The sequence below is a fragment of the Cellulomonas septica genome, assembly GCF_012396155.1.
GTDB classification, from domain to species: domain Bacteria; phylum Actinomycetota; class Actinomycetes; order Actinomycetales; family Cellulomonadaceae; genus Cellulomonas; species Cellulomonas septica.
Window position 1 is genome coordinate 1 of sequence record NZ_JAAXOY010000821.1, and the last position, 1298, is coordinate 1298.

At 75.2% G+C, this 1298-nt stretch carries 2 pseudogenes; both read left to right on the plus strand.

Features of this window, described 5'->3' with window-relative positions:
- Nucleotides 1-271 (plus strand): annotated as a pseudogene (locus HGA02_RS19490) (hydrolase); the annotation flags it as partial.
- Nucleotides 272-708: 437 nt separating this feature from the next.
- A pseudogene (locus tag HGA02_RS19495) lies at nt 709-1298 on the plus strand (apolipoprotein N-acyltransferase); the annotation flags it as partial.

Sequence of the window (1298 nt, forward strand, 5' to 3'; positions counted from 1 at the left end):
CGCGTTCCGCGCCTCGACGCGAGGCGGCTGGCGGCTCGCGGGGCTCGACCACACCGGTGCGGGCGAGCTGCGGCTCGGTGCTCCGGCCCACCTCGCCGTGTGGCGGGCCGAGCACCTCGTCGTCCAGGCACCCGACGGCCGGCTCGCGTCGTGGAGCACCGACGCCCGGTCGGGGACCCCGCTCCTGCCGTTCCTCGGCCCCGACGAGGAGTCGCCGCGCTGCCTGCGGACCGTGCGCGACGGCGTCGTCCTGTTCGACACGCTCCGCTGACCGCGTCCTGCTCCGCGCCGAGCGGGTGAATCTTCGGGGCCGACCCCGGGCGCGCTCTGCTGGACGCCTGTCCGATTTCCGCGACACGCCCCACGACACGCCGCCCCGCCGGGCGTGTCGTCGGCCCGCGCCGTCGAGGTGACCTGCGCAGAGGCCCACCACCTGCGGTGACGGCGCCTTGACACGTCGCCTGATCTCGGTAGGTTCCTGAAGGTATCCACGACCGGGGGGACCGGTCGGGCGCCACCGCCCTCGAGGCCGACGCAGCAGTCGGCCGGCGGCAGGGCCCGACGAGGCCGGTGGTCGGATCCCAGGGTTCCGACCGGGCCCGCGTGTTCAACAGACAACGGTCGCGCCGTGCGCGCCGACCGGTACGAAGGACACGCGGGCCGGTCGGTCGGGACCGCTTCCAGGACGCCGGTCCCGCCGGTCCGCACATGCTGCTGTCGTACTCTTGCGCGGTGCTCGTCCGTGAACCCTCCCGCTGGTGGGCGGTCGGCCTCGCCCTGATCAGCGGCCTGGTCACACGCGCGGCGTTCCCCGCCCCCGGCTGGTGGCCCGCGGCGTTCCTCGGCATGGCGCTCCTGTACCTCGCGATGCGGCGGGACTCCGCGCGCTGGAACGCCCTCGTCGGCTTCGTCTGGGGCATCGCGTTCTTCGGCTCGCTCATCACGTGGGCGAACGACGCGGTCGGGCTCGTGCCGTGGCTCGCGCTCACCGTGCTCGAGGCGTCCTACGTCGCGCTCTTCGGTGCCGCGTGGGCGTGGGCACGACGAGGCGAGGCCGTCTGGCGCAACGGGGGGCTGCAGGTCGTCGTGTTCACCGTGCTGTGGGTCGCGGCCGAGGACCTGCGCTCGACGTGGCCGTTCGGCGGCTTCCCGTGGGGCCGGCTCGCCTTCTCGCAGGCCGACTCGCCGCTCGTCGCGTTCGCGTCGTGGGGCGGGACGCCCCTGGTCTCCGCGCTCGTCGCGGCGGTCGGCGTGCTGCTCGCCCGCGGCGCGGTCACCGTCGCCCGCGGACGCGTGCT